At 69.2% G+C, this 25,425-nt stretch carries 20 protein-coding genes; 5 read left to right on the top strand and 15 right to left on the bottom strand.

The window, feature by feature from the left end; translation table 11 throughout:
* Positions 1-146: 146 nt before the first annotated feature.
* From G8A07_RS01875 to G8A07_RS01865, 3 genes are read left to right on the top strand one after another with little or no spacing between them, the layout of a single operon-like run.
* Positions 147-1,043 (top strand): LysR family transcriptional regulator, encoded by an 897-nt coding sequence (locus G8A07_RS01875; protein WP_195795447.1) that lies wholly within the window; start codon positions 147-149, stop codon positions 1,041-1,043.
* Positions 1,044-1,045: 2 nt separating this feature from the next.
* Positions 1,046-1,666 (top strand): M15 family metallopeptidase, encoded by a 621-nt coding sequence (locus G8A07_RS01870; protein WP_249937188.1) that lies wholly within the window; start codon positions 1,046-1,048, stop codon positions 1,664-1,666.
* 15 nt (positions 1,667-1,681) lie between these two features.
* A complete protein-coding gene (locus tag G8A07_RS01865) occupies positions 1,682-2,728 on the top strand; it encodes an LD-carboxypeptidase (protein WP_195795446.1) in 1,047 nt (348 codons plus the stop codon).
* A gap of 705 nt (positions 2,729-3,433) precedes the next feature.
* On the opposite strand, the gene G8A07_RS01860 is transcribed toward G8A07_RS01865, so the two are convergent.
* Positions 3,434-4,222 carry an ABC transporter substrate-binding protein gene (locus tag G8A07_RS01860; protein WP_195795445.1) on the bottom strand — a complete coding sequence of 263 codons (789 nt, stop codon included), beginning with the start codon at positions 4,220-4,222 and terminating at the stop codon, positions 3,434-3,436.
* Positions 4,223-4,334: 112 nt separating this feature from the next.
* On the opposite strand from G8A07_RS01860, the gene G8A07_RS01855 reads away from it, so the two are divergent.
* Complete coding sequence (locus tag G8A07_RS01855) at positions 4,335-6,221, top strand: sensor histidine kinase (RefSeq protein ID WP_195795444.1); 1,887 nt, start codon at positions 4,335-4,337, stop codon at positions 6,219-6,221.
* Positions 6,222-6,362: 141 nt separating this feature from the next.
* On the opposite strand, the gene dacB is transcribed toward G8A07_RS01855, so the two are convergent.
* Complete coding sequence (gene dacB, locus G8A07_RS01850) at positions 6,363-7,832, bottom strand: D-alanyl-D-alanine carboxypeptidase/D-alanyl-D-alanine-endopeptidase (protein WP_195795443.1); 1,470 nt, start codon at positions 7,830-7,832, stop codon at positions 6,363-6,365.
* Positions 7,829-8,758 carry an ornithine cyclodeaminase family protein gene (locus G8A07_RS01845; RefSeq protein WP_195795442.1) on the bottom strand — a complete coding sequence of 310 codons (930 nt, stop codon included), beginning with the start codon at positions 8,756-8,758 and terminating at the stop codon, positions 7,829-7,831. The genes dacB and G8A07_RS01845 overlap by 4 nt, the downstream gene beginning before the upstream one ends.
* A gap of 412 nt (positions 8,759-9,170) precedes the next feature.
* Between G8A07_RS01845 and G8A07_RS01840 the strand changes: the two genes are divergently transcribed.
* On the top strand, positions 9,171-11,984 hold the full coding sequence (locus G8A07_RS01840; protein WP_195795441.1) for a TonB-dependent receptor: 2,814 nt from the start codon (positions 9,171-9,173) through the stop codon (positions 11,982-11,984).
* Positions 11,985-12,112: 128 nt separating this feature from the next.
* Here the strand turns inward: G8A07_RS01840 and G8A07_RS01835 are convergent, their stop codons facing one another.
* From G8A07_RS01835 to G8A07_RS01780, 12 genes are all read right to left on the bottom strand, one after another.
* Complete coding sequence (locus tag G8A07_RS01835; RefSeq protein ID WP_195795440.1) at positions 12,113-12,640, bottom strand: hypothetical protein; 528 nt, start codon at positions 12,638-12,640, stop codon at positions 12,113-12,115.
* Positions 12,641-12,781: 141 nt separating this feature from the next.
* Positions 12,782-13,792, bottom strand: a complete 1,011-nt coding sequence (locus G8A07_RS01830; protein ID WP_195795439.1) for a hypothetical protein — start codon at positions 13,790-13,792, stop codon at positions 12,782-12,784.
* Between the two features lie 2 nt (positions 13,793-13,794).
* Positions 13,795-14,283 (bottom strand): hypothetical protein, encoded by a 489-nt coding sequence (locus G8A07_RS01825; protein WP_195795438.1) that lies wholly within the window; start codon positions 14,281-14,283, stop codon positions 13,795-13,797.
* Positions 14,284-14,295: 12 nt separating this feature from the next.
* Positions 14,296-15,255 carry a hypothetical protein gene (locus tag G8A07_RS01820; RefSeq protein ID WP_195795437.1) on the bottom strand — a complete coding sequence of 320 codons (960 nt, stop codon included), beginning with the start codon at positions 15,253-15,255 and terminating at the stop codon, positions 14,296-14,298.
* A gap of 4 nt (positions 15,256-15,259) precedes the next feature.
* Positions 15,260-15,616: a DUF4150 domain-containing protein gene (locus tag G8A07_RS01815; RefSeq protein WP_195795436.1), complete on the bottom strand. Its 357-nt coding sequence runs from the start codon at positions 15,614-15,616 to the stop codon at positions 15,260-15,262.
* Positions 15,606-17,003: a DUF2169 domain-containing protein gene (locus G8A07_RS01810; RefSeq protein ID WP_195795435.1), complete on the bottom strand. Its 1,398-nt coding sequence runs from the start codon at positions 17,001-17,003 to the stop codon at positions 15,606-15,608. Before G8A07_RS01810 ends, G8A07_RS01815 begins: the two co-directional genes overlap by 11 nt.
* 14 nt (positions 17,004-17,017) lie before the next feature.
* Positions 17,018-19,108, bottom strand: coding sequence for a type VI secretion system Vgr family protein (locus G8A07_RS01805; RefSeq protein WP_195795434.1), 2,091 nt, complete (start codon positions 19,106-19,108; stop codon positions 17,018-17,020).
* A 126-nt stretch (positions 19,109-19,234) separates the two neighbouring features.
* The gene (locus tag G8A07_RS01800; RefSeq protein ID WP_195795433.1) at positions 19,235-20,155 is read right to left on the bottom strand and encodes an LD-carboxypeptidase; all 921 of its coding nucleotides are present in this window, start codon (positions 20,153-20,155) and stop codon (positions 19,235-19,237) included.
* A 29-nt stretch (positions 20,156-20,184) separates the two neighbouring features.
* Positions 20,185-21,417, bottom strand: coding sequence for a serine hydrolase (locus tag G8A07_RS01795; RefSeq protein WP_195795432.1), 1,233 nt, complete (start codon positions 21,415-21,417; stop codon positions 20,185-20,187).
* The gene (locus tag G8A07_RS01790) at positions 21,414-22,676 is read right to left on the bottom strand and encodes a D-amino acid dehydrogenase (RefSeq protein WP_195795431.1); all 1,263 of its coding nucleotides are present in this window, start codon (positions 22,674-22,676) and stop codon (positions 21,414-21,416) included. The genes G8A07_RS01795 and G8A07_RS01790 overlap by 4 nt, the downstream gene beginning before the upstream one ends.
* Positions 22,677-22,803: 127 nt before the next feature.
* Positions 22,804-23,997, bottom strand: a complete 1,194-nt coding sequence (locus G8A07_RS01785; protein ID WP_195795430.1) for an amino acid aminotransferase — start codon at positions 23,995-23,997, stop codon at positions 22,804-22,806.
* 58 nt (positions 23,998-24,055) lie between these two features.
* Positions 24,056-25,384, bottom strand: a complete 1,329-nt coding sequence (locus tag G8A07_RS01780) for a glutamate carboxypeptidase (protein WP_195795429.1) — start codon at positions 25,382-25,384, stop codon at positions 24,056-24,058.
* Positions 25,385-25,425: the final 41 nt, after the last annotated feature.

Below are 25,425 nucleotides of genomic sequence, written 5' to 3'. Positions count from 1 at the left end.
TTATATTTCGTCAAGCTCAATTCAATTGTGAGCCCGCCCCGCCCTTCGAACAATGACCGGTCCGCCATGAAGTCTGCCCCGCCGTCGTCCTCGTCTCGATCCGAGCCCCCGAACCGCCACCCCGGCGCTGCGCGGAGGGCCTGAGCATGCGGCTGCGCCATATCGAGGTTTTCCATGCGGTGATGCAGGCCGGCACGATCAGCGGCGCCGCCCAGCTGCTGCACATCTCGCAGCCGGCGGTCACCAAGGTGCTGCAGCATTGCGAGCTGCAGCTGGGCATGCCGCTGTTCGACCGCGTGCGCGGCAAGCTCTACCCGACGCCCGAGGCCGAGCGCCTGTTCGTCGAGATCGACAAGCTCAACCGCGACCTGGTCTCGATCCGCCGCCTGGCCGCCAATCTGCGCAGCGGCGAATCGGAGCAGGTGCGCCTGGTCGCGACGCCCACCCTGGGCGCCGCGGTGATTCCCCACGCGATGGCGCAATGGTGCCGCGCCTATCCGCAAGCCAACTGCGTGCTGGCGACCAACCACACGCGGGAGATCGTCTCCGCGCTGCTGCTGGGCGAGGCCGACCTGGCCCTGTCGCTGCAGGACCCGCGCCATCCCGGCATCAAGACCGAGGTGATCGCCGCCGGTCCGATGGTCGCGCTGTGCCCGCTGGGCTCGCCCGAGGCCGCCGGCGAGGGCCCGCTGCCGCTGGACCAGATCCGCAGCGAGCTGGTCGCCCTGCCCGGCGACGACCCGCTGGGCAGCGTCGTGATGAACGCCTGCGAGGCGCAAGGCACGCAGCCCGCCGGCCGGCTGACCGTGCAGACCTACCAGCTGGCGCGCTCCCTGGTCGAAGCCGGCCTGGGCCTGGCCATCGTCGACCCCTTCACCGCCGCCAGCGCCGATCGCGCCAAGGTGCGGCTGCGCCCGGTGGTGCCCAACCTGCCGGTGCAGCTCTACCTGCTGACCGCGTCGAACGCGCCGCTGGCGCAGACCGCGCGCCGCCTGGTCAAGTACCTGAGCGAGGCCGCCAAGCAAAACCTAGAGAACCTGTAGCCGTGCCTTCCAATCCGTCGATGATCCCCTGCGAGGAGGTGCCCGGGCACCCCGATTTCCGCGCGCTGCAAAGCATCCCCGGCATCGAGGTGGACCTGCGCTACGCGACGCCGGACAACTTCGTTGGCCGCGCGGTCTACGGCGGGCTGGACTGCAGCTATCTGCGCCGCGAGGCCGCCGACGCGCTGCAGCGCGCCGCCGCCTGGCTGGCCGAGCACCGCCCCGGCTACACCCTGCTGGTGCTGGATGCGCTGCGCCCCCAGCGGGTGCAGGAGCTGCTGTGGAACGAGCTGCAGGGCACGCCGCTGACCCTCTACCTGGCCAACCCCGAGCGCGGCTCGATCCACAGCTTCGGCATGGCGGTGGACCTGACCGTGCTGGACCCGCAGGGCCGCGAGGTGGACATGGGCTCCGGCTTCGACGAGATGGCGCTGAGCTCGCATCCCGACCATGAGGCCGAGCACCTGGCCCGCGGCGTCCTCAGCGCCGCCCAGCTGACCGAGCGCGGCTGGCTGCGCGCCGCGATGCGCGAGGCCGGCTTCCAGGGCATCCCCACCGAATGGTGGCATTTCGACTTCGGCGACCGCATCGCCGTGCGCCGCGACCTGCCGCGGGTGCTGTAAAGGAGCGCGCAAGACATGACCCTGAGCCGCCGCCTGCTGGGCCAGTCCCTGATCGCCGCCGGCGCCGGCCTGAGTGCCGCTGTGGGCGCCCAGCCCGCCGCACGCCGCCCGGCGCCGCTGCTGCCCAGGCGCCTGCAGCCCGGCGACACGCTGGCGCTGGTCAGCCCGGCCAAGGCCACCTTCGAGCGCGAGCCCTATGCGATCGCGACCGAGGCGCTGCAGGCCCTGGGCTTCAAGGTGCGCGAGGCGCCGAACCTGCGCGCCCGCTGGGGCAAGTTCGGCGGCACCGACGAACAGCGCGCGGCCGACCTGAACGCGATGTTCGCCGACGACTCGGTGGCCGGCATCGTCGCGATGACCGGCGGCTCCGGCTGCAACCGCATCGTCGACAAGCTGGACTACCGGCTGATCGCCGCCAAGCCCAAGTACTTCGGCGGCTTCTCCGACATCACCTGCCTGATCAACGCGATGCAGCGCCAGACCGGGCTGGTGACCTTCCACGCGCCGGTGGCCGAATCGGAGTGGAACGCCTTCTCGGTCGCGCATTGGCGCGCGCTGGTGATGGAGGGCCAGGCCGCGCTGCTGAAAAACCCGACGGGCGAGCGCGGCGACAACCTGGTGCAGAAGGACGACCGCATCAGCACCCTGCGCGGCGGCCGCGCGCGCGGCCATCTGGTCGGCGGCAACCTGGCGGTGCTGGCCTCGCTGGTCGGCACGCCCTATTTCCCCGACTGCCGCGGCGCGATCCTGTTCCTCGAAGAGATCAACGAGTACATCTACCGCGTCGAGCGCATGCTCTCGACCCTGCGCCTGTCCGGCGCGCTGGCCCAGCTCTCGGGCGTGGTGATCGGCAAGTTCACCAAATGCGAGCCCGGCGATGGTTATGCCAGCCACACGCTGGACGAGACCTTCGACGACTATTTCCTGCCGCTGAACGTGCCGGTTTACCGCGGCGCGATGATCGGCCACATCAAGCGCAAGTTCACGATCCCGGTCGGCGCCGAGGCCGAGATCGATGCCGACGCCGGCACGCTGAAGATCTTGCGGCCGGTGGTGAGTTGAGCCTCAAGTCCTCCTCGTTCTATTGAGGAGTAATGGGAAACAACCGTTCGATCTCAGCCAACACTTGCCCGTCTGGAGCAGCACGGCCGCTGCCCTGCTAAACGCGTCGCACAGTTCCTTGCCGCCCTGGACTCCTCAGTGCCAAGTTCGGCAGCCAGCACATCCACACCGTCATACAGTCGCTGCGGCTCCGGAAGGTGCTTTGTTATGAACTCCACAAGCTCCCGATGAGATGGAGCATCTGGGCCTAGATAGTGGGCAAGCTCCTGAGCAATCACGAGCTTGCGCTTCTCGTCAAAATTCCCGACCACTTGCCGAGAAAACGCAACGACAGCTCTCGCTAGCTTCGCACAGGGCATGAGCGCTAGCTGTGAATCAGGGCGATGTCCCGGGAGCAGTAGTTCAAATAGCTGTAGAACAGATATGAGTCCTCCTGTCTCGACAACGACTACTGATTCCACACGAGTCCAACGGAATGTCCTCTTCTCCTGACGTTCTTCGCAAAATGCGTCGAACCCAGAACTGTCGGCAAGCCCTGGAGCAGGGACAACTATCCGACTCGAGGTGTGACCATTTCCATCCCGATAGCTAATGCGAAACCTGTTGGTCATATCCCCGCCGCTGTTTAGCAAATGGTGAGTGAATCAGCGCACGCGCCCTTTGAAGGGTGCCTGTGACTCGATACCGGTCCTGCAAATCATCGGCTCAAGCCTTGCCACAGGCCGAGGCCGGCAGCGCATGGGGCTTGATCAGCTCCGCGCTGCGCCCGCTGCGGCACAGCCGCACCAGCGCCGCATTGAAGGCCTGGAACTCCTTGGGCCCGATGCGCTGGCGCGACAGGCCGAAAGCATAGGCAAAACTGCGCACCATGCCGGCGGCCTGCAGGCCGCCGATGCCCTGCTCGCGGATCAGGTGCAGGGCCACGCTCTCGTTGATCAGCGCCAGCCCCTGCGGCCCGTAGCGGCCGGCGGCCAGCTTGCGCAGCACGGTCGGGTTGTCGGGCTCGACCTCGGTCTTCAGCTCCAGCCCCTCGGCCAGTTCGTCCAGCGCCAGCACCGTGGCCGAGGGCCCGTAAGCGGCGATGGTGCGGCCCAGCAACTGCTGGCGCTCGCCGCGGTAGAGAAAATCGTCGCCGGCCCGCGCGAACAGGGTGTAGCGCGCATCGATCACCGGCACCGAGACATGGAAGTAGGCGCGCCGCTCGGGCGTGTCGACCACGGTGAAGATGCCGTCCACCTCGCCGCGCTGCGCCTGGGCCAGCGCGCGCCGCCAGGGCAGCAGCTCGATCTCGCATTGCCATTGCAGCGCCGCGCAGGCCTCGCGCAGCACCTCGACCATCGGCCCGGCCGGGCTGCCGCCGGCTCCGGCATAGGTGTAGGGCGGAAAGGGCTCGGTGACGAAATGCCGGGGCGGGTCCGCCGCCGCGGGCTGCAGCAGCGACAACACCGCCACCCAAGCGGCACATCGTCTCGGCAGGCCTGTGCTCTTGCGCATCGCCACGCACCTCCCCGGCGCTCAAGCCGCGAGGATACGCCAGACCACGGGGTCGGCGGGCCTTGGCGATTAACGCACAATGGCCCCCACAAGGTCCGCCCCTTCCTCCCCGATGTACCCCCCCGCTCCGCCCGCGCGCGCCGACGCGCGCTTCGCCTGGCTGTCGCAGCAGCGCGACCGCTATCTGGCCGAGCCCTGCGCGGCGCTGGAGCTGGTCGGCCCGCTGCAGGCGCGGCTGGACCTGGCGCTGGCCGGGGAGCCCGACGATTTCGCGATCGAGCTGGCCTGGCTGCTGGCCGAGATGTATGGCGAGCTGTGGCAGGCCGAGAAGGTCGAGCAGCCGCTGGACGCGGTGCTGCCCTGGATGCTGGCCGGCCATGGCTCGCTGACCTGCAGGGTCGGCGCGCTGGCGCTGCGATGCCGGATGCATCTGCGCTTCGGGCGCCGCGCCGAGGGCATGGCCCTGCTGCAGATCCTGACCGAACTGAGCGTCGACAGCGAGGACCCGCTGGTCTGCGCCCATCGCGCCCGCGCGCTGGGCCATGCGCTGGCCGGCCAGCGGGACTGGCAGCGCGCGATCGACTGCCTGCGCGAGGCCCAGGCCCTGGCGACCGAGGCCGGCGACGGCGGGCGCTGGGTCGACATGCTGATCACGATCGCGGTGGCGCACCAGGCCCTGGGCGATCCGCAGGCCCAGCTGACCGCGCTGCGCGAGGGCGCGCTGCTGGCCGAGGCGCAGCGGCGCTGGCTGGCCGGGATGAACAGCTGGTCGGGCGTGGCCGAGGAAGGCGTGCTGCGCGGCGAGCTGGAACTGGCCGGCCAGGCGCTGGAGCGCGCCCAGCAATGCCGCGCACGCGCCGGCGCCAGCGCCGAGCGCCTGATCAAGGAGCTGCTGGCCACCGAGGCCCAGCTGCATGCCGCCCATGGCCGGCTGGAGCCGGCGATCGCGCTGATGCACGAGGTGATCGTGCAGAGCGAGCGCTGGTCGATGCGGCGCCAGCTGCTGCGCCGCATGCGCCAGCTGGTGCCCTGGCTGATGCAGGCCGGCCGCCCGGCCGAGGCGCTGGCGCTGCTGGAGCGGGCGCACAAGCAGGAGCTGGTGGAACAGGGCGAGATCGGCCGCCGCGACGCGGCCGAGCAGCTGCGGCGCGCCGAGCTGGCCCATGCGCTGGGCCAGCAGGCCCGCAGCGAGGCCCATGCGCGCGAGCTGGAGCTGAAGAACGGCGCGCTGGAGCAGGCCCTGGCCCTGCAGCGCGAGCTGCAGAGCGAGCTGCTGGAGGCCGGCAAGCTGGCCAGCCTGGGCCAGCTGCTGGCCGGCATGGCGCATGAGCTGAACACCCCGCTGGGCACCGCGCTGACCGCGCTCAGCACCTCGGCCGACCTGAGCCGCGCGCTGTCGCTGAGCATCGGCGACGGCCGCCCGGCCTCGCGCCAGCGCGTGCTCGCCGATCTGCAGCATTGCGAACAGGGTGCCGAGTTGGCACGCCGCAATGTCGAGCAAGCCCTGACCCTGGTGCAGGCCTACCAAGCCGCCGGCCAGCAGCCCGATCGGCCGCGCCTGCTGCGGCTGGACACCCTGGTGCGCGCGGCCTGGGAGCGCGCGCTGAGCCCGGACACGCGGCTGTGCCTGGAGCTGGATGCGGCGCTGGAGCTGCACACCCTGGCCGAGCCGCTGAACGAGCTGCTGGTGCAGCTGTTCCACAACGTCGAGCGCCATGCCTATGCGCCGGGCCAGCCGGGGCTGGTGCGGGTCAGCGCGCACCGGGCCGACGGGCGGGTGCGCCTGGTGGTGCAGGACCATGGCGCCGGCATCGCGCCGGAGCTGCTGCCGCGGGTGTTCGATCCCTATGTCAGCAGCCAGTTTGGCCATGGCCGCAGCGGGCTGGGCCTGTTCATCGCGCAGGCCGCGGTGACGCAGCGCCTGCGCGGCCGGGTGCGGGTGGAGAGCCAGCCGCGCCGCGGCGCGCGCTTCGAGATCGACTGGCCGCTGTCTGTCTAACAGGCTGTTGAAGAACGTCGCGAGGACGGCCGGCGGCTAGGCGCCCGGAGCGCAGGAACCGGAACGTACTTCCTGTACGTGAGGATTCCGAGCACCTCGCAACGACGCAGCAGGCCGCCGCAGTAGTTGTTCAATAGCCTGTCAGCGACGGCTGGCCAGCCAGTCGATCAGGGTGTCGAGCACCGGCCGGCCCTTGGCCGAGGCCTTGGGGTCGTTCAGCATCGCGGCCACCACCCAGGTGTGGCCACCGGCGTCCGGCACATAGCCGGCCAGCGCGACCGCGCTGTTCAGGCTGCCGGTCTTCAGGCGCGCGCGGCCGGCGGCCGGGCCCTCCTTCAGGCGCCGGCTCAGGGTGCCGTCGACCCCCGCCACCGGCAGGGTGACCAGCAGCTCGGGGCCATGGCGGCCGCGCTGCGCGGCCTGCAGCAGGCCGGCCAGCTGCTGCGCGCTGATGCGCTCGCTGCGCGACAGGCCGGAGCCGTTGTCCAGCACCAGGCCGGTGCTGTCCAGACCCTGCTCGGCGAACCAGGCGCGCACCGTCCGCTCGGCCGCGGCGCGCGTGTCCTCGCCCGGCGCGGCGGCCGCGGCACCCAGACGCAGATAGACCAGGCGGGTCAGCGGGTTGTCCGAACTCTTCATCATGCCGCGCATCAGCTCGGCCAGCGGCCGGCCCTGGTGCCGCGCCAGCACGACGGCCCCGGCCGGCGTGGCGCCGTCGCGGTCCTCGCCGGCGATCGTGCCGCCCAACTCGCGCCAGATCTGGCGCAGGGCCTGGGTGGCGATCCATTGCCGCTCGATCAGGTTCAGCTGCGGCTCGACCTTGCAGTTCTTCGGGAAGCTGCCGGCCAGACGCACCGTGGCGCCGCTCGCGTCCTGGGCCACCGCGGGTAGCTGCCAGCCGCGCTCCCAATCGCGGCAGGCCCGCTCGTCGAGCTTCACCGCGCTGGTGTCGACGCGCATGCCGGGCCAGGCCGGGAACAGGCGCGCATTCAGCGTCGTCGCATCGGACTGCAGCAGCAGGCCCAGCAGCTGGCCGTTCAGGTACAGCGCATCGGGGATCACGTTGTACTGAAACTCGGGCGCCTCGTCGAAGGGCGGCACGCCGATGTCCAGCCGGCCCGGCACGAACAGGCCGCGGTCGACCACCAGGCCGCCGCGGATCTCGCGCAGGCCATGCTGCTCGCGCAGCTGGCGCAGCATCAGCCACAGCGCGCCCCAGTCGAGCTGGTCGTCGGCGCCGCCGCGCAGATAGAGCGGGCCCTCCAGCACCTCACCGCTGATCGGGCCTTCGGCCAGCAGCTCGGTGCGGCCGCGGCTGTTCGGGCCCAGGCGGTCCAGCGCCACCGCGCCGGTCACCAGCTTCATCGCCGAGGCCGGCTGCATCGGCCGATCGGGCTGCACGCGCAGGCCGCCGAGCTGTTGCCGCGATGCATCCAGCGGGAAGGCCACGACCGCCAGCGCCGACTCCGGCAGCTCGGCCTTGGCCAGCGCGGCGCGCACCTCCTCCGGCAGGCCGGGGCCGATCGGCGCCAGGCTGGCGCAGCCGCTCAGCGCCAGCGCGGCGGCCAGCAGGCCCAGCTGGCGGATCTTCTTCTTGCTTGTCTTGATCATGGGTTCTGCTCGTTCAGGCGGCGATGGACCAGCTGCGCCAGCGCGATGTCCTCCAGGCCGATGCCGACGCTTTTATAAACCGTGATGGCACGCGGATCATGCGATGGCGGCGGCGATGCATCGGCCGCCAGCAGTTCGCCCAGCTCGAGCAGGCGCTCCGGCGCCACCGCACCGCGCACCAGCTCGCCGGCCTCGCTCAGCGCGGCCGGCTTCCATTCGACGACGATGCGCGCGGCGCGCGCCAGCAGCGCGTCATCCAGCTCGCGCGCCGCCGGCTTGCTGGAGCCCACCGCGGCGACCAGGGCGCCGGGCTTGACCAGGGCGCCGTCGAACAACGGCTCGGTCGCGCGGGTGGCGGTGACGATCACATCGGCCGCGGCGGCCGCGCTCGCGGCATCGACGAGCTCGGCGCCGATGCGCGCGGCGAACTCCGCCGCGGCGTGCGCATTGCGCCCCACCAACAGCACGCGCTCAAAGCGGCGCAGCGGCCGCAGCGCCTCGGCATGGGCCTGCGCCTGCGTGCCGGTGCCGAAGATCGCCAGCACCCTGGCATCCGGCGCGGCCAGCGTGTCGACCGCCAGCGCGGTGGTGGCCGCGGTGCGCACGCGGGTCAGCTCGTTGGCCTCCAGGGTCGCGAGCGGCGCGCCGCTGGCGCTGTCGAACAGGGTGATGACGAACTGGAACTGGCCGTTGCGGGTCGAGTAGACCTTGGTGCCCAGCACGCCCGAGGCCGTCAGCACCGCGCCCATCGCGCTGACCATCAGCGCCGCGCCGTCCCTCGCATCGGTGGCGGCGGCACGCCCGCGCGCCAGCACCGCGGCCTGGCCGCGGCCCAGCTGCACAAAGGCCTCGCGCAGCGCTGCCCGCGCGGCCGCGGGTTCGTTCGTCAGGATCTGGGCGACTTGGGATTCGGTGATCAGCTGCATCGGGGCGATGGGTCCGGGAGGGTGAGTGGCGCGGCCACTGTATCGGCCGCGGCCGGCGCGGGCCATAACTTCTTGCGCGGCGTTCAGAAGCCGCGGGAATGGGCCGCGCGCCCGCCCCAGAACCCGGCATCGGCCGCCGCAGAACGGCGCAGCGGCGCGCCATGCCGGGGCGTTCCTGTGTCCGCATTCCATGAGGTTATATGCGGGCGACAAGCATTCATCGTGCGACACGCAACAACCCTCTGGCGGCGGACCCATGGCCTGGCCGATCATGACCGAAAGCAGGCGCCGCTTGCCACGAGCGCTCAGACCTGCAAACCCAGGGACGGACAAAACCTATTGATTGATCAAGCAGCGCGCTTGCGTCAAGCCGCCGCATTGGCTTGAACGAAGCCCACGAAGGAGAAGCACCTTGAAACTGAACAAACTCGCACGCAGCCTGGCCCTGATCGGCATCGGCGTGCAGGCCGCGGGCCTGGGCTGGGCGCAGAGCGGCTCCGACGTGCAGAAGGTCGAGCGGGTGGAGATCACCGGCTCGAGCATCAAGCGCCTGGCCGCCGAGGGCGCGCTGCCGGTGCAGGTCATCACCGCCGAGGAGCTGAGCCGCAAGGGCATCACGACCGCCGAGCAGATGCTGAGCCAGATGGGCATCAACGGCACCGGCGCCGACAGCGCGGTGGCCAACAACAATGTGTTCGGCAACGACACCGACCGTCTGACCGGCGGCTCGGCCAACGCCAATCTGCGCGGCCTGGGCCCGGGCAGCACCCTGGTGCTGCTGAACGGCCGCCGCGTCTCGACCCATGGCATGAGCGGCGGCGCGGTCGACCTGAACGCGATCCCGATGGCCGCGGTGGCGCGGGTCGAGGTGCTGAAGGACGGCGCCTCGGCGATCTACGGCACCGACGCGATCGGCGGCGTGATCAACTTCATCCTGAAGAAGGACATGCAGGGCGTCGACGTCGCGGTCACCTACTCCCAGCCGCTGGAGTCCAGCGCCGGCACCAGGCGCCGCGCCAGCGTCACCGGCGGCTTCGGCAACCTGGACCGCGACCGCTTCAACTTCCTGGGCAGCCTGACCCTGGACAAGGACGACATCCTGCGCGGCAGCGACCGCAAATGGGCCACGGGCTTCCAGCCGGAACGCTACCTGTCGCCGGACTCGTCCAGCCATCCCTTCGCCAACATCGTCGGCAACAGCTCGACCGTCTCCGGCACCGCGCTGGGCGGCGTCAGCGGCACGGCCGGCTCGACCATCGGCACCGGCGACCCGACCAAGTACACCCGCATCAACCTGCTGAGCCTGCAGGGTGCCTGCGACTCGATCCCGACCGGCGTGCAGTACCAGCCGCAGCTGTGGGGCGCCAGCGCCGCCAGCAGCCGCTACATCTGCAACACCGACTATGGCGCGCAGTCGATGCTGGCCGCCCCCAAGGACGCCTACAACCTGGTGGCGCGCGGCAACTTCCTGCTCAGCGACAGCCACAGCGCCTTCATCGAGCTGACCGCCTCGCGCACCGAGAGCAAGGCCGAGCTGACCCCCGGCCAGTTCAGCACCACCAATGCGGCCCAGAACCATTACCCGGTCAACGGCCCGCATTACCTGAACCTGAAGAACTACGGCGTCAACGACTTCGACCCGACCAAGGCGATCGCCTACCGCTGGCGCATGCAGGACTTCGGCAACCGCGTGATCGAGAACGTGTCCGAGAACCAGCGCCTGGCCGCCGGCCTGGACGGCGAGATCGGCGCCTACTCGTACAAGCTGGGCCTGTCGGCCGCCAAGGCCGAGGGCTGGTCCAACCTGATCGACGGCTATGCCTACACCGCCAAGCTCAATGCGGCGCTGAAGACCGGCCTGATCAACCCCTGGCTCAAGCCCGGCGAGAAGCAGACCCAGGCCGCGATGGACCTGATCGAATCGACCAAGGCGCGCGGCCGCCTGCAGGGCGGCGAGACCACGCTGACCCAGTTCGACGGCGCACTCTCGGGCGAGCTGTTGAAGCTGCCGGCCGGCCCGGTGGACTTCGCGCTGGGCTTCGACGTGCGCAAGGAGAGCTACGAGTTCGCACCCGCGCCCGATTCCTTCGCCTGCGTCTCCGGCCTGAGCAATGGTGCCAACGACGTGCTGCTGTGCCCGGGCAATGGCGAGGTGCGCAAGCAATCGCGCGACGTCCGCGCGGTCTACGGCGAGCTGGCGGTGCCGGTGTTCAAGGGTCTGGATCTGCAGCTGGCGGTGCGCCACGACCAGTACAGCAAGATCGGCGGCACGACCAATCCGAAGATCGCCTTCCGCTACCAGCCCAATGAGATGGTGCTGCTGCGCGGCTCGATCAACACCGGCTTCAAGGCCCCGAGCTTCCAGCAGCTGGCGCCGAACATGGCCCCGCTGCTGGACACGGCCGACTGGCGCGACCCGCAGCTCTGCCCGACCGTCGATGCCAGCAACCCGAACTGCGCACGCCGGCTGGACTATGTCGCGACCGGCAACCCGCTGCTGAAGCCCGAGAAGTCCAAGCAGGGCACGATCGGCATCGTGATCTCGCCGCTGCGCGACCTGACCTTCTATGCCGACTACTGGCGCGTCGACCTGGAAGACCGCCTGCGCAAGCTGACCCTGAACGAGGTGAAGAACAACTACGAGCTGTTCAAGGACCGCTTCGCCCGCGACGCCTCCGGCCGCGTGACCCTGGTCACCACCGGCTGGGAGAACGCCGCCGACAGCTCCACCAAAGGCCTGGACTGGGGCGCCACCTATCAGCTCAAGCACAGCAGCGGCACCTGGCGCACCAGCATCAACGGCACGCACATGATCAGCCACAAGGAGCGCGCGCTGGAGAACCAGCCGCTGCAGGAGCTGGTCGGTGAATTCGCGCTGCGCACCCTGTACCTGCGCGACAAGTTCAGCGCCGACCTCGGCTGGAGCCGCGACGACTGGAGCACCACGCTGAGCGCGGTCTACAAGTCCGGCTACAAGGATCAGGACCTGAGCCGCTTCGGCACGCCGCGCCGCAATGTCAGCAGCTACACCACCTTCAACCTGTTCGGCAGCTACTCCGGCATCAAGAACATGGTGATCACCGCCGGCCTGAACAACCTGTTCGACAAGGCCCCGCCGTTCACGTATCACAACGTCGACGACGTGGTCGGCGCCGGCTGGGATCCGCGCGTCGGCGACCCGTTCGGCCGCACCCTGAGCCTGTCGGTGAACTACAGCTTCCGCTGAGAAGAAAGAAAGAGAGAGCCGCGTCGGCCAGCGCCGCCGACGCACGGATCAGCAAACGATCACCTCCCCCTTCAGCCCGCCCGCATCAGCCGGCGGGCTCTTTTTTGGCCGAAACCAGGGTCACAGGTTCACATCGCGCCCGGCAGCGCCACGGTGATCGTCAGGACGGTGCCGTCCTCGTCGTAGTCGAGGCTCAGCTCGCGGCCATCGATCTGCCATTGCTCCCATTCGAAGCCGTCTTCGTCATCGTCGGCCTCGCCATCGGACGGCGCACCGTAGGCGGCCAACGCCTCGTCGCGAGTCTCGATGGGCTGGTTGGCGAACGGGGCATCACCCTCATAGGGCTCGACCTCCTCGCTGCCGACCGGGTAGTAGAACAACCCGCTCAGCACCTGCGTACCGGCGCCGCGCGGCTCGCCATAGTCGGCAGCATGGGCCTCGCGCGGGCTGAAGGCCATCACGACGCCTTGCTCCTTCAACAGCACGAAACCCGAACGGATCTCCTTCTTGCGCTTCTGGGACAGCTCGGTCGGCACCGGCGCGCCGGCAGCAGGCGTGGTGTAAGCCAGGATCGCGGCGATCAGCGGGGCGTCGAGCTCGGTGAGGCCGAGCAGGCTGGGGAGCTCGGGCAGCGGGGAGATGGCGTCGGGGGTCATGGGGCGAACGATAACCCGGGCGAGAGGCTATGCCTTCGATGGCGAGTTCCTCACGTCAGCGCCGCCTAGCGATAGCCATGTGCTGACTAAAGTAGGCAATCGATCAGCGCTCCTGTGCTTGCCGTGCACAGTGATGCCGCGTCATCCACCGTCTTTCACCCTGCCCAGCAGCGTCAGCCGGCACACATGGTCCTCAGCCAAGCTGTAGAGGACGTGCAAGTCATAGGCCCCGAAGTGCCATCGATGATGGCCTTGCATCTCATCCATATGCTGCCGATCGGGTGGGCGCCCGACCTTGGCCACGACGGTGTCCGGTCCGTCATCGAACGTGATGCCGAAGAGAAGCGGGCCTTGCCATTGCAGGCTCTTGAAATCGAGATCGCATCGATAGCGGGCGCCGGACAGACACAGCGTTCCCGGGAGCGCTTCGTTTGCGCGCTCATGGATCAAGGCCTCGGCGGGCGCCACGTAGAGCTCGAAGCCGTCCGTCGTGGAAAAGTCTATCTCGCCATAGCTGCTGGCTTCGGGGAGCCTCTGCGCGTAGTCGACGGAGGCGAATGCCGCCTTGACAGGCTCCGAGGATGCCGGTGTCCCCAGCGCCGCGAGAATCCGATCCGGGCCGGGCAAGGCCAATTGACGCTGTCGCGCCTCGGCACGCATCGCCTCAGCCTCGGGCGCGTACGGCAGCATCAGCGACACCAGCCTGCACTCCCCGGACGAATTGAAGCTCACATCCACCAGCCGGCCATCGACGAGCCACCTCGCCTTCCGGATCACTCCGGCAACCTCATGGGTCCATTCGGCACGACCCAGCGTATCGGCCCAGACATCAAACCCGGCGCCCGTCGTCAAATCGCCCAGGACCGATCCCTCATAGGCATCCACATCGGCGTGGTACTTCCCGAAAAGGACCACCCGGCTGATGACGATCGGCCCCTCGCTTCTCGCAACCCCGAAACGAGCCATGTAAGAAGGGGCATCGGTGAAGAACAGGTAGATGCCCTGCTCCAGTTCGAAGAGCGAGAGCCTGCCATCCACCACGGCCTTGTCGATCGACTCTTCATCGATGAAAGGGCGGTCCGGCCAAGCGGCGATCGTCCGCTGGACCGCCAGGTCGCTCCAGCCTCGACCCAAGAGATCCAGGGGCGACATGGTCACCTTTTCACCATCGGCACCGACACCGAAATGTTGTCAATCTGGGCGCCATCGCTGTAACTCGTTCGCACCTGGCGGCCATCGAACGTCCATTGATCCCACTCGAAGACATCGTCGTCTTCCATGGAGCGCTGAGGATCGCCATAGACGCGCAGCGCATCCTCGCGTGTGGTGACCGCGGCCTGGCCGAATGGCGCGACACCCGCGTACGCATCGACGTCCTCGGCGCCTGCAGGATAGAAGAAGGCGCCCGCGAAGATGTACGGGCCATCACCGCGCGGCTCGCCCCGCTTCAGCTGAAAGGCAGCGCGCGGAACAAAGGTCAGGCTGACACCCTTCGCCTTCAGGTGGACGAAGTCGCTGCCTTCCGAGCTGAGCTTCTTAGCCGACAGGCTGGAGACCGATCCTCCGTTCGCCTCGATGGCGTCGACCATCTGAGCGTCTGTGTTGCTGAAGCCAAGCAGTTGGTGAATGTTCTCAATGTTCATACGTTTCCTTTGCTACTTCTTCTTTCTGGCCGTCTTCATGGTCTGGTCCAGCCACTTGTCCCACTCTTCGTTGGTGATGGCAGAGAACGCCTTGGCCGCTTCCTCGTAGGCACCCCGGCAACCCGGGTCGAACTCGTCAACGTGCTTGAGGATGTTATCGGTGTTTTCTTTGGCTGCCTTTTGCAGGTTGCCGGCGTCATTCAGGATGCGCTTCTGGCCGTCAACGGTCTGGTTCTGTCTGCCGCCGTAGGTCTCGCTGTGCTTTCGATGCAGGTCCTCAGGGATCGCGATCGTGGGGGCGCCTTCGATGATCGCAGTCTTCTCCGCTGCCGACAGCAGGTCGCCCTTGATCTCTTCCGCCTTGGCAAGCAGCGCCGCCTTCGACGGCACGTGATCCCAGTTAAAGCCCTTGTTGTCGTGGTCGTCGCGATCCTTGTACGGCCCGCGTTGCCCGCATTCGGGCTTCGGCTTGGGTTTGACCTTGCCGCCATCGGCTCCCTCATCCTTGGCCTTCGGGGCCTCATCGGGCTTGGGCTTTGGTTTGGGCTCCCTTCCGGCCAGTTCGTCGATCTTGGCTTCCGCCTTCTCGATCGCATCGCGGAGCTTGCGCTGAACCCCTTCCGGGAGGTGCGGCAGGATCTCGTCCGCTACCTTGCGCACGCCCGCCGTGTAACGATCGGCGTTCTTTGCAATCTTTGCGGCGGTGGCCGCTTCACCGGCGATGGGGACCACACCGAGCAGGGACAGTCCCGCGCCCAACCAGTCCCCGCGCGCCGCGCTGATCAGGCCGTTGAGAATGTCCGCCGGCGCACCGAGACCAGGGATCAGCCCCACCACATCCAGGAGCATCTGCAGCGCGTCCAGCTTGGAGATCTCGATGGTCTCCACCTTGACACCTGCGTTCGCGTCTTCCGCCTTCCCCGCACCGGTCGCCGGTTTCTGCAGGACTCCCGTCGTGTTGTAGCTTCCCATGCGATCAGCCGCCGTTCATCCAGAACTTGTCGCCGTGGCGGACGATCCACTTCTTGCCGGCACGCACCGTCGAGCTCTTGTCCAGCGGCTCACACTTCTTGCCCACCGTGCTGCTCTTCATGCCGGTACCGCTGCCTGGCGTGTCGCCGGCGCTGCTGGACGTCTTGCTCTGGTCAAAGACCACGGCAGGTTTGCCATTGATCTTCACGCTCTCGACAACGCCGGTCGCGTCGCTGAGCTGCGAGGTGATCGGATACGGAACCGGCACCATCGAGCTGCCCATCGGCGTCTTGCAGACGTCCGGCGGCATGCTGTAGACCACCCAGCCGCTTTCCTTGCGCGCTCCCAGGTTACTGGCCATGAGCGGCCTCCTCCATCTTGAACAGCGGCGCCGCCAGGTCGGTCTCGAAGCGCAATTCGGCCGTCTTCACGTTCATCTCGGCCAACACGCTCGCACGCCAGACGATGGCCAACTCCATCGCGTCCGTGTCGACATGCAAGGTGTCGATCGCGCAGACACCGCCGAGCATCAGGCCACTCGCCATGCGGAACAGCACCGACACCCGGTGCCCGGGCAAGGCGACAAAGGCGTGTCCACTCGGGCAAAGGGCTGGGTCGATCAGATTGCCCAGCTCCAAGTAGCAATCCGGACGCGGAAAGACAATCTGCTGATCCTCCGGCGCGGCGTTCCAGTACGCCATGTCGAAGTCCTTGGGCAGATTCGGCCAGCGTTCCGCCAACCATTGGTCGTCGTAGGAGCCCGCACGCTGGATGCGCGGCGTCCAAGCCCTGCCGACCGGGCCGAAGCCCGCGGGACGATGCGCATAAACCTTGGCCTGCTCCAGCATCTGCGGCGGCTGTTGACCCGCCGTCTGCGGCGTGATGTCAGGGTGCTCGACCGGACGATCCGGCGGTTCGATCTGCGGTGCGGGCCAGGTCGAAGGCATCGGCACCCTTGCGTCCCGTGACGCAGACCCCAAGTCCACGTGCATCCAGCCGCGACCCAAGGGATTCAGGAAGCAGACCTCGTTCAGCAGCCACTCCGGCGCATCGTCCCGATGGCCGAACTCGGGATTCGGCACGCGGCTGCTACCGCCGTAGGCCAGTTCGTACAAGAGCGGAACGCTGCTAGCGAGACTCAGCGTTCGCCGTGTCCATGCGCCCTTCGCATCGCGCGAAAACTCGGACGGCGAGCTCAGGTGCAGCGCCTTGTCCAGCAACATCTCCCGGCTGCGATCGCCGTTCGGGCCGGGTGCGCGCAGCCAGCCGTCGATCGCGATGCGCCGTTGCTCCTGCCATGCGACACGGTCGGCGAAGCTGGTGTCCGAATCCGTCAACGGCGGCACATAGCCGGCGGCGGGGTCCGCCTGTGGATGACGCGCGGGTTGACTGACGCGCAACCGGGCCAGCCAGCCCTCGCTGGCCCGACCGCCCGGCGCATGGCTGGTGCCTGTCACCAGCACATCGCACTTCGGCTTGAACGGCGCCAGATCGCTGTCGGCGCGCACACTGCTGAGACCGATCTCGCCGACGTACTGATCCTCGGTGACCAGGGGCGGTGCACCCTCATCGACCAGCTGCGGCACGAGTCGCATCGGACCAGCAGCGGTTGGCTGCGTACCTTCCAGCTGCCAGGCCGGCACCAGCTTGTAGACCGTGCGCAGCGTCACGACCTCGTGCTCGCGATCCTGCGTGTCGATCCCGCGATAGCCCGCCGCGCCGAATGGCGTGAGGTTGACCAGTTCCATACGGCGCTCCGATCTCAGTTGAGATCGATGTCCTTGCCGTTGATCTGCACCGGCCCAGACGCATCGAACAGGAACTCCGAACCGACGATCGTCACCTTGCCGTCCTTGGTCATCGTCAGGCTGGCCTTGCCGACGACAAAGCGGATCGCATCGCCGGCCACCAGCTCATAGGTCTTGCCGACCCTGCTTGTCTTGTTCAGCCCGACCTGCTCGGACTGCTGCAGTCCGACCGTGGTGTTCATCAGGCCACCGACCGTCGTCTGGTAGGCCGCACCGATCGTCAGCGCCTTGCCCAGGCCGATGGTTTCGGCCTTGGCCAACGCAATGGTCTCCATCTTCGCGCCGCCGATCGTCACCGACCGGTTCGATCCGATGCTGATCGTCTCGTTGACCCCCACATCCTCGGAGCGGTTCATCCCGATCGAGATCTTCTCGTCCAGATCGACCCGCTCGCTGCGGTTCTGGTGGATGGTGATGGTCTCATCCAGATCCACCGTCTCGGTGCGGTTGCCCTTGACCAGGGTGGTCTCATGCCGGTCGATGGTCTTGCGCCGGTCGTTGCCCACCCACTTGTCTTCGTCGTGCTCGACCTCGGTGAGCTGGTCCTTCTCGGCGTGGATCCACAGCTGCTCCGCCCCCTGCTTGTCCTCGAAGCGGATCGCATTGGCGTTGTCGTAGCCCCCACCCTTGCTGGAGCGGGTCAGGAAGCCGCTCTGCGTGGCGTTGGCCGGCAGCTCCCAGGGCGGCATGTTCTCGCCGTTGTAGGTGCGCCCGATGATGATCGGCATGTCGGGGTCGCCCTCCATGAAGCCGACGATCACCTCCTGGCCGATGCGCGGGATGTGCACGCCGCCGAAGTTGGAGCCCGCCCAAGGATGCGCCACGCTGACCCAGCAGGAGGTCTCGCCGTCGCGCTGGCCGCGCCGGTCCCAGTGGAACTGCACCTTCACCCGGCCGAACTTGTCGGTGAAGATCTCCTCGCCCGGCGGCCCGGTGACGATGGCGGTCTGCGGCCCCGGCACCATGGGCTTGGGCGTGCGCCGCGCCGGGCGGTACTGCTGCTTGGCCGGCATGCAGCTGAAGCTGCAGCGCAGCGAGGATTCGCCGCTGCCGCTCTCGCTGGTGGCCTGGCTGAGCTGCAGGGTGGTGGCGGTGACCAGGTACTGGGCGTTCTGGTCGTCGCGCGGGTGGCGCGTGAGCGTCAGCAGGTGGCCGGTGGCCACGCCCTGGGCGTTGGTGCTGGCGTCGAAGAGGTCGACGCCGCTCTGGATCTCGTCGAGCCGGTCCTCGGCGTACTGGGCCCCGTCGGCGCTCTTGGTGTAGACGCCGGGGTAGTCGAAGATCTCGCCGTCGCTGAGGTTGTAGTCGCGGCTCTGATTCTGCTGGGCCAGCAGCGAGGTGGAGGGGCGCTCGAAGTCGTAGGAGGTGATCGCCACCTTGCCGGGCTTGAGGCATTGCATGCTGCCCCAGCGCTCGACATGCTCGAGCTGGGGCGGCACCTGGGACGCGCCGCCGTAGAAGGGCAGGCTCTCGCAGCCCGGGGCCGGGTCATGCCCGCTGGCGCTGTCGCACAGCACCAGCTTGTGGCCCTTGTCGTCGTGCTCCAGGTACCAGTAGATGCCTTCATGCTCCAGCAGCCGGGCGATGAAGTTGAAGTCGGTCTCGCGGTACTGGACGCAGTAGCGCCAGGGGCGGTAGGGACGCAGCAGCTTGAACTCGAAGCGGGCGACCGGGTGGTCCTCGAACACCTTCTTGACGATCTCGGGCACGCTCTGGCGCTGGAAGACCCGGCAGTCGGCGGTGCGGGTGAGCAGCCACAGCCAGGGCTTGAGGCTCATCTCGTAGACGCAGTAACGGCCCTCGAAGCCGACTTGCGCAAAGCGGGTGACGTAGCCCGAGAGATGGCGCGGGGCATCGGCGCGCTGGGCGATGCTCAGCGCCGCGGGCTTGCCCAGCAGGTCCACCGCCTGGATGTCCTTGCGCTCGCTCAGCAGGGTCAGCGTGGCTTCCCCCAGCTCGCTCAGGCCTTCGCGCCACACGCAGGTGTGCACGCGCAGCAGGTCTTCGGGCAGGGCGGTCTTGAGACGGTAGGGGCTGATGGCCATGGCGCAAGGAGGTAAGCAGGGCGCACCATAGGCGCGCCGGCCACTCCCGGCCAAGCGACGAAAGTCATCCGGGATCACCCGCCCCGGGGGCGGATCGTGAGCAGATGTTGCGGGAATCCGACCGGATCAGAGGTAGCTCAGGCGCCGCCGCGCCACGTCCAGCTCCACCTGCAGCCCCATCGGCAGCGCCACATTGGGCGTCTGGTGGCCGCTGGGCCAACCCGCCAGCACCGGCTTGCCGCAGGTGCCGAAGTAGTCGGCCAGCACCGCATCGGCCGGTTCCTCGGCGCCGGTGAAGCCGCCCAGCACAAAGCCCGCCGCGGCCTCCAGCACGCCGGCCAGGCGCAGCTGCGCCAGCAGGCGGTCGACCCGGTAGGGCGGCTCGCTGACGTCTTCCAGGAACAGGATCACCCCCTCGGCGCGCGGCGCCCAGGGCGTGCCCAGCAGCGCGGTGAAGACCGCCAGATTGCCGCCGATCAGGCGGCCGCGCACCGGGCCCTCGCCGCGATTCAGCGCATGCGGCGCGAAGCCGGCCGGCGCGATCACGTCGCCGCGCCGCAGGCCGCGATGCAGCAGGGCGAATAGCGCCCGCGCATCGTTCGCGCTCTCCGGCTCGAGCAGGTTGGAGCTGGGCATCGGCGCATGCAGGCTGGGCAGGCCCAGGTGGTCCAGCAGCCCGATCAGCGAGCTGATGTCACTGAAGCCGATCAGCAGCTTGGGGTGCCGGCGCAGCAGCGCGGTGTCGATGCGGTCCAGCAGGCGCGCACAGCCATAGCCGCCGCGCAGGCACAGCACCGCGTCGACCTCCGGGTCGGCAAAGGCCGCATGCAGATCGGCCAGGCGGGTCGCATCGTCGGCCGCCAGATAGTCCAGCCGCGCCGGGCCGGCCGCGATGCCGGGCATGAACTTGGCCCGGAAGCCATGTGCCGCCAGCAGCGCCGGGATGCGGTCCAGGCTCTCCCGCTTGGGCGGGCCGGCCGGGGCGATCAGGCCCAGGGTCGCGCCTTCGGGCAGCGCGGCGATCAGTTCCAGGTCCTTGCTCGTCATCGGGTGCTCCCTGCTGCTGTTCTTTCTTCTCAATCGCCCAGGCGTTGGCGGAGGTAGTCGTCGATCGCGCGTCCCAGGGCCGGCAGGCGCCAGGTCGTGGCCGCGCGTGGATCGGGAGCATAGCGGCGCCCCAGGCTGCTGGTCAGCGCGATCAGGTAATGGCGCCGCGCGCCACCGGTGCCGCGCGCGATGCCGGCATCGGACGCGTAGTTCTCGGTGGTGCCGGTCTTGTGCGCGAAGCGCAGGCTGCCCGTCTCCGGGCGCGCGCGCAGGTCCGGCGGGAACTCGCGCTCGCCGGCGCGGGCGCTGCCGTCGGCGCGCAGCCAGCGTGCCGGCAGCCGCGCCGGCAGGCCCTCCACATGGCCGTCGAAGCCGGCCAGCAGCCCGCTGGACAGGATCTCATGCAGGGCCTGCTGCTCCAGTGCATGCAGCACCCAGCTGCGCGACAGCGGGCTCAGCAGCGGCGCGGCCTCCGCCGGCCGCCAGGGCGCGGCGGGCGCGGCCGGGTCCAGCAGCCACAGCAGGCGCAGGCTGTCCCAGGCCGTCATCTGGATGCGGCCGACGCCGGAGCCGGCGGCATTGCCCCAGCCGCCCTCGGGCCGGGTGCCGGCCAGGCGCAGGCTCGGCAGGCCCAGGCCCTCGAACAGCTGGTGCAGCGCGTTGTGCAGCTCGGCGCCGCTGGCCGCGTCACGTCGGATCGCGCCCAGCCGGTGCAGCAGCGCGACCAGGGCCGAGGTTGCGCGGTTGCAGCTGATCGCGGTCATGTCGAAGGCCCAGTCGGCGATGCTGCGCGTTTGGCCCTGGTAGTCCAGGCTTTCGGTCCAGCCGGCATGGCCCTGGTCGATCAGCCGCGCCACGCCAACCAGCACCATCAGCTTCAGCAGCGAGGCCGGGAACGGTGCGACAAAACGATGCGGCCCGGCGCCGGCCAGCGGCGGGAAGTCCAGGCGCGACCAGTCGGCGCCGGGCAGCCAGGCGATCGAATCGCCCTGCGCGTCCTGCAGGTCGGCCCGGAAGGCGATGTTGGCCACCGCGCCGGCGTCGGCGCCGATCTCGGCCACCAGGCCCTCGGGAAACTCGCGCGAGAACAGCACATTGGCCCAGAAGGCCGGTCGCCCGCCCTCGGGAAAGGCGGCCACCGCCAGGTCGAGGCTGGGGAAGGCCTGCAGCGGCGCGCCGCCGCGCCGGCCGTCGGCGGTGGCCATGAAATCCTGCGCCAGCACCGCCCGGCGCAGCGCCTCGGCCAGGGCCGGGTCGTTCATGGGGCGGCCAGCCGCAACCCGTCCAGCGCGATCGGGCTGTCGCCACCGGAGATCAGCTCGGCCAGGATGCGGGCCGAGCCGAAGGAGAAGGTGAAACCCAAGGCGCCATGGCCGACATTGAGCCAGAGGTTGCCGACCGGCGTGGCGCCCAGGATCGGCGCGCCGCTGGGCGTGGCCGGGCGCAGGCCGGCCCATTCGCTGGCGCGCGCATAGTCGGCCGCCTGCGGGAACATCGCATGCACCGCCCGCTTCAGCGAGGCGATGCGGCCTGGGTCGATGCGGACATCGTCGCCCACCAGGTCCACCATCGCGGCCACGCGCAGCTGCTCGCCGATGCGCGCATACAGCACCTTGCGCTCGAAATCGGTCACGCTGACCTCGGGCGGGCGGTGCCCGGGGCCGATCGGCGCGGTCAGGCTGTAGCCCTTGAGCGGATAGATCGGCAGGTTCAGGCCAACGCTCTTGCCCAGGCCGCGGCTGTGCAGGCCGGCCGCCAGCACGAAGGCATCGGCGCCGATCTCCTCGCCGCCCGCGCCGCGCAGCGCCTGGGCGCGGCCGGCCGCGTCGCGCCGGAAGCTGCGCGCCTCGGCGGCGATAAAGCCCCTGAAATTGCCATGCCGGCGCAACCGTGCGGCCAGCTGCAGGCAGACCGCGTGGCAGTCCGCCACCGCCTCGCCGGTGGTGAAGATGCCGCCGGCGAACTGGGTGTCGCCGAAGGCCAGGGCCGGCTCCAGCGCCACGCATTCGTCATGGCTCAGCGCCCGCTCGGGCCCGCCCGGCTGGGCGCGCAGGCGCTCGGCGACGCGGCGGAACTCCTGCGGCTTGCGGTAGACCACCAGCTTGCCCGGTGCGCGCAGCGAAATGCCGCCATCCAGCCCGGCCTGCTGGCGCAGCTCGCCGAAGGCCCGCTGGCTGAAGGCGCCCAGCTCCAAGAGCCGCGCGGTGGTGCGGCGGTTCACCGGGCCGCGGCAGGCGCGCAGGAAATCCAGCATCCAGGCCCATTGGTGCCAGCGCAGCTCGGGCTTGAAGCGCAGCGGGCCGTCCGGATCGAACAGCCAGCGCAGCGCCTTCAGCGGCACGCCCTGGTCGGCCAGCGGCGAGACATAGCGGTAGCTGAGCTGGCCGCCATTGGCCCGGCTGGCGCCGCTGGCGAGCTCGGGCTCGCGCTCCACCAGCGTGACCTGGTGGCCCCGCTCGGCCAGGGCCCAGGCGGTCGTCAGGCCGACCACCCCTCCCCCTATCACCACAACATGCTTCATCCGGACTCTTGGGCTTCGATGTGCCGGCAGGGTACGGGACGAGCGGCCCGCCGTGCCAATGAAAGCGGCAGCGGACCTTATAACTTGGATGAATGCGGGGGCCGTCCCGCTTAACCTGGGGTAATCCTCAGGCCAGCACGGCGGCCATCGCGTTGGCGGTGGCTTCGACGTTGCGGGTGTTCAGGCCGGCGATGCACATGCGGCCCGAACGGATCAGGTAGACGCCGAACTCGTTCTTCAGCCGGTCCACCTGCTCGGCCGAGAGGCCGGTGTAGCTGAACATGCCGCGCTGGGTCAGGAAGTAGCGCAGGTCGCGGCCCGGCAGCTTGGCGCTCAGCACCTCGAACAAGGCGTTGCGCATCGCCAGGATGCGCTCGCGCATCTCCTCGACCTCGCCCTCCCACAGGGTGCGCAGCGCCGGATCGCTGAGCACGCGCGCCACCACCTGGCCGCCATGCATCGGCGGGTTGGAATAGTTGCGGCGGATCATGAACTTCAGCTGGCCCAGCACATTGCCGGCCTGGGCCGCGTCGGGGCAGACCACCGACAGCGCGCCACAGCGCTCGCCGTACAGGCTCATGTTCTTCGAGAAGCTGTTGGCGATGAAGAAGGACAGGCCGGCATCGGCCAGCGCGCGGATCGCGAAGGCGTCCTGCTCCAGGCCGTCGCCATAGCCCTGGTAGGCCAGGTCGAGGAAGGGCAGCAGCTCGCGTTCCTTCAGCACCGGGATCAGCTCGGACCATTGCAGCGGGGTCAGGTCCACGCCGGTCGGGTTGTGGCAGCAGGCGTGCAGCAGGATCACGCTTTGCTTGGGCAGGCCGCGCAGGGCCTCCAGCATGTCGGCGAAGCGCAGGCCGCCGGTCTTGGCGTCGTAGTAGGGGTAGTTCTTGACCTCGATGCCCGAACCCTCGAACACCGCGCGGTGGTTGTCCCAGGTCGGCTCGGAGACATAGATCGCGCTGGCGGGGAAGTAGCGCTTGATGAAATCGGCGCCGACCTTCAGGCCGCCGCTGGAGCCGACGCCCTGGATCGTCGCGACGCGGCCGGCCTTCAGCAGCGGATGCTCGGGTCCGAACAGCAGGGCCTGCACCGCGCTGCGGAAGTTGGCCGCGCCTTCCATCGGCAGATAGGGCCGGGCGCCGGCCTCGGCGACCACGGCCAGCTCGGCGCGGCGCACCGAGTCCAGCATCGGGATGCGGCCCTCGTCGTCGAAATAGATGCCGATCGACAGATTGATCTTGCCCTGGCGCTCGTCCTTCTGGAAGGCTTCGTTGAGGCTCAGGATGGGATCGCCGGCATAGGCGTCGACGTGCTGGAACATGTTCGGAACTCCAAGGCTGCGAATGGACAAAGGGGCCGCGGACGGGCGGCCGCCATTATCACCAGCGCGCGCGCTCCCGGGCGATGTCCATGATCAGGCGCAGGTTCAGCAGCAGCTTGGGCGCGATCGAGTCGACCAGCACATATTCGGCATTGGTGGTGTGCGCGCCGAAGCCGCGCAGGCCCATGCCCTCCAGCACCGGCGCCTTGGTGGCCAGCGCCGCGAAGGCCGCGTCGGTGCCGCCGCCGGTGGGCTTGTCGCGCACCACCAGGGCCAGGCCCTGCTCGGTGGCCAGCTTCTCGGCATGGGCGGCCAGGGTGCGCGCGGCCTCGCTGGCCTGCAGCGGCGGGCGACGGCGCTCGAAAGTCAGCGAGACCTCGGACTCCGGCAGCAGCTTGCGCTCGATGCGGGCGCGCAGCTCGCGCTCGATGCCGTCGAAATCGGCCACCCGGTCGACCCGCACATCGGCCGAGGCCTCGGCGGCCGGCGGGATCATGTTGCGCACCAGGCCGGCGCGCGCCAGGGTCCAGTGCACCTGGCGCCCGACCTTGGGGTCGGACAGGTCGCGCGCCTGCATCAGCTGGTGCGCCAGCTCGTACAGCGCGTTGACGCCGCGCTCCGGCGAGGCGCCGGCATGCGAGGCGCGGCCCTTGACCAGCAGGTTCGCCGCCGCGATGCCGCTGGTGGCCAGGCGCAGGCTGTCCGGCCCGGTCGGCCCGCCGCCGCCCTCGTATGACAGCACCACGTCATGCTCGCCGCCCAGCCTGGTGATCAGCGCGCGCGAGGCCGGCGAGCTGATCTCCTCGTCGCCGTTGATCAGCACCGTCAGCTGGCCCCAGTCGGCGAAGCCCTCGGCGCGCAGCAGGGCCAGCAGGTGCAGGATCATCGCAACGCCCTGCTTGTCGTCGGCGATGCCCAGGCCATAGGCCTTGTCGCCCTCGACGCGGAAGGGCTGCTGCGCCAGCATGCCGCGCGCATAGACCGTGTCCATATGGGCCAGCAGCAGGATCTTCTTCTGGCCGCGCCCGGCGAAGCTGGCCTTGACCATCTGGCCCGGCTTCTCCGGCGTGTCGAACATGCGGTAGATCTCGAAGCCGGGCTGGGCCGGGTCGATCAGCTCGACCTGGCCGCCCAGGGCGCGCAGGCGCTGCGCGATCAGCGCCGCGATGCGGTCCAGGCCCTCGCGGTCGGCGCTGCCGGACTCGATCTCGACCAACTCCTTCATCGTCTGCAGCAGCGCCGGCTGCTCGCGCTGCACCGCGGCGCGCAGCCGCTCCAGTTCCGGTGCCTGCGCGCGGGCCAGGCCCGGCAGGGCCAACGACAAAGCCAAGGCAGACAGGGCAGCAAAGCGCTGCAGCAGCGCGGGGCGGCGGGTGGCGATCGTCATGGGATTCGGGCCCGGAGGCCGGAGCTGTCGATAGCGCCGCA

The organism is Roseateles sp. DAIF2, from assembly GCF_015624425.1.
Taxonomy (GTDB): Bacteria; Pseudomonadota; Gammaproteobacteria; order Burkholderiales; family Burkholderiaceae_C; genus Kinneretia.
This window is presented reverse-complemented; position numbering and strand designations above follow the sequence as displayed.

Excerpts from the sequence above, each read along its gene's own strand:
- G8A07_RS01875 (WP_195795447.1), top strand. The coding sequence starts at position 147 with ATGCGGCTGCGCCATATCGAGGTTTTCCATGCGGTGATGCAGGCCGGC.
- G8A07_RS01865 (WP_195795446.1), top strand. The coding sequence starts at position 1,682 with ATGACCCTGAGCCGCCGCCTGCTGGGCCAGTCCCTGATCGCCGCCGGC.
- G8A07_RS01860 (WP_195795445.1), bottom strand. The coding sequence starts at position 4,222 with ATGCGCAAGAGCACAGGCCTGCCGAGACGATGTGCCGCTTGGGTGGCG.
- G8A07_RS01855 (WP_195795444.1), top strand. The coding sequence starts at position 4,335 with ATGTACCCCCCCGCTCCGCCCGCGCGCGCCGACGCGCGCTTCGCCTGG.
- dacB (WP_195795443.1), bottom strand. The coding sequence starts at position 7,832 with ATGATCAAGACAAGCAAGAAGAAGATCCGCCAGCTGGGCCTGCTGGCC.
- G8A07_RS01845 (WP_195795442.1), bottom strand. The coding sequence starts at position 8,758 with ATGCAGCTGATCACCGAATCCCAAGTCGCCCAGATCCTGACGAACGAA.
- G8A07_RS01835 (WP_195795440.1), bottom strand. The coding sequence starts at position 12,640 with ATGACCCCCGACGCCATCTCCCCGCTGCCCGAGCTCCCCAGCCTGCTC.
- G8A07_RS01830 (WP_195795439.1), bottom strand. The coding sequence starts at position 13,792 with ATGTCGCCCCTGGATCTCTTGGGTCGAGGCTGGAGCGACCTGGCGGTC.
- G8A07_RS01825 (WP_195795438.1), bottom strand. The coding sequence starts at position 14,283 with ATGAACATTGAGAACATTCACCAACTGCTTGGCTTCAGCAACACAGAC.
- G8A07_RS01820 (WP_195795437.1), bottom strand. The coding sequence starts at position 15,255 with ATGGGAAGCTACAACACGACGGGAGTCCTGCAGAAACCGGCGACCGGT.
- G8A07_RS01815 (WP_195795436.1), bottom strand. The coding sequence starts at position 15,616 with ATGGCCAGTAACCTGGGAGCGCGCAAGGAAAGCGGCTGGGTGGTCTAC.
- G8A07_RS01810 (WP_195795435.1), bottom strand. The coding sequence starts at position 17,003 with ATGGAACTGGTCAACCTCACGCCATTCGGCGCGGCGGGCTATCGCGGG.
- G8A07_RS01805 (WP_195795434.1), bottom strand. The coding sequence starts at position 19,108 with ATGGCCATCAGCCCCTACCGTCTCAAGACCGCCCTGCCCGAAGACCTG.
- G8A07_RS01800 (WP_195795433.1), bottom strand. The coding sequence starts at position 20,155 with ATGACGAGCAAGGACCTGGAACTGATCGCCGCGCTGCCCGAAGGCGCG.
- G8A07_RS01795 (WP_195795432.1), bottom strand. The coding sequence starts at position 21,417 with ATGAACGACCCGGCCCTGGCCGAGGCGCTGCGCCGGGCGGTGCTGGCG.
- G8A07_RS01790 (WP_195795431.1), bottom strand. The coding sequence starts at position 22,676 with ATGAAGCATGTTGTGGTGATAGGGGGAGGGGTGGTCGGCCTGACGACC.
- G8A07_RS01785 (WP_195795430.1), bottom strand. The coding sequence starts at position 23,997 with ATGTTCCAGCACGTCGACGCCTATGCCGGCGATCCCATCCTGAGCCTC.
- G8A07_RS01780 (WP_195795429.1), bottom strand. The coding sequence starts at position 25,384 with ATGACGATCGCCACCCGCCGCCCCGCGCTGCTGCAGCGCTTTGCTGCC.